We start from the raw sequence: 1,602 nt of genomic DNA on the forward strand, positions 1-1,602 counted from the left end.
GCCAAATGTTCGGCGCTGGCTGCTTTTGCCACCACGATTGCTTTGACATGCTCGCAGACTGCGGCCTCGATATCGCGGACCGCCAGCAACAGGGGCCGATTGATACGAACAAGGATGTCTCGTGTGCCGGTACAAAGGCCGGCGGCCACTCCTTGAACCGCCGGTCCTGCTGCTGTTCTGGCTGGACACATGGCGGCGGCGGCAGCTGCGGTGCTGTTTATCTAACTCAATCGCACGCCGGGGGATCAACCATCCTGAACGCCGCATCACAATCAACGCAAGTTCTACTGTGCGTGGAAACACATGCTTCGCCATGGTCGTGGACGCCAGTTCTGTTGTAGGGGTTGAACACCTATCACCGTGGCAAATAGACGCCGTCGAGGGGGGCGTCCACATGGTGTAATCGCGGGAGTGGGTCGCCCTGAACCAAATCATAGCCTTGGAGGGTGGGCTGTTCCCGATAAGATGGAAATACGGGCTCACGACTGACGTCGGGCCGAAGCATCTAATGGAGAACAGCCATGGAAGAATATATCGGGCTCGACGTGTCGATGAAAGAGACGGCAGTGTCTTTTCGACGTGAAGGCAAGCGCGTCTGGCTCGGGAAGTGCGCTTCCGATCCGAAGCTCATAGCCTACCTTATCCAAAAAACGCGCACCGTCCGTCAAACGAGTGGTGTTCGAGACCGGCCCCCTATCCGTGTGGTTCTATCATGCGCTCCGTCGGATACGCATACCCGATAAACACCTCGCCACATCCAGCTCAGGATCAGGAGGACGGATTCCATTCGAAAACATCTTGACTCATGCATCGCGATTAGACGTAAGCGCCACGCCGCTACCCTCGTGCGGCTCCTGAGTGAATGTGCGAAGAATCCCCCGATCGCGAGAGACGGAGGGCCTACGTGGGAGCAGACGGCAGGATGGACGCCCATTTGCACGTCCCAACAGCTGGCTACGCAGGCCGGTCGAGGTTCTGGAAGGTCCAACGGGACGGCGGGTTCACTCGGAGGCTGAGAGAGCCCAGATTGCGGCCCAGAGCCTGATGCCGGGGGTGCCGGTGGCGGCGGTCGCACGCAAGCATGGCGCGACCCGCTGGCAGGTCTACGATTGGCGGCGTCGCCTTCGTCGGGAACAACTGGCACTGCCGGAAAGCATGGCGCCGATGTTCGCGCAGTTGATGGTGGACGACTCATCGGTGCCTCAGCGGAGGATGAGGCCATCGAAATGGACGCCGGCGAAGGTGGAAATCTGATCGACGACATGGTGATCCGAACGGCGGTTGACCTTGAGCACCTGCCCCAGGTCATCCGTGCGGTTCGGCTTCGCGATGATTGCACCGGGCGCCGATCTCAAGATCTACGTGGCGACCCGGCCGGTCGACTTCCGTCGGGGTCTCGACGGGTTGGCAGCGGCGGTACAGGAGATGCTCGGCCTTGATCCTTACTTATGCGTCGGGCGAGATTATGTGGCGGAGCCGCCCTGACGCCCGTCAGGGCCGGCCAAACCCAGCTTGCCTCCGCCACATAATATTTAGATGCTGTTCAGCAGTTGCAGAACGGCGTCGTTCGGTCGGAAACGCACGCCGTGGTCGCCGGCGACG

The 1,602-nt window shown here is 60.5% G+C and carries 2 protein-coding genes and 1 pseudogene; all 3 read left to right on the forward strand.

Annotated elements, in window-relative coordinates:
• Positions 1-521: 521 nt before the first annotated feature.
• A pseudogene (locus tag NKH59_RS33275) lies at positions 522-738 on the forward strand (IS110 family transposase); the annotation flags it as partial.
• A 306-nt stretch (positions 739-1,044) separates the two neighbouring features.
• Positions 1,045-1,254 carry a transposase gene (locus NKH59_RS33625; RefSeq protein ID WP_502908736.1) on the forward strand — a complete coding sequence of 70 codons (210 nt, stop codon included), beginning with the start codon at positions 1,045-1,047 and terminating at the stop codon, positions 1,252-1,254.
• A 75-nt stretch (positions 1,255-1,329) separates the two neighbouring features.
• Positions 1,330-1,485, forward strand: coding sequence for an IS66 family insertion sequence element accessory protein TnpB (gene tnpB / locus NKH59_RS33285; protein WP_353024461.1), 156 nt, complete (start codon positions 1,330-1,332; stop codon positions 1,483-1,485).
• Positions 1,486-1,602 lie beyond the last annotated feature (117 nt).

Source organism: Mesorhizobium sp. M0998 (assembly GCF_040318885.1).
Taxonomy (GTDB): Bacteria; Pseudomonadota; Alphaproteobacteria; order Rhizobiales; family Rhizobiaceae; genus Mesorhizobium.

What these genes read in the sequence shown, in the direction of transcription:
- NKH59_RS33625 (WP_502908736.1), top strand. Translation starts at nt 1,045, where the DNA reads ATGCCGGGGGTGCCGGTGGCGGCGGTCGCACGCAAGCATGGCGCGACC.
- tnpB (WP_353024461.1), top strand. Translation starts at nt 1,330, where the DNA reads ATGATTGCACCGGGCGCCGATCTCAAGATCTACGTGGCGACCCGGCCG.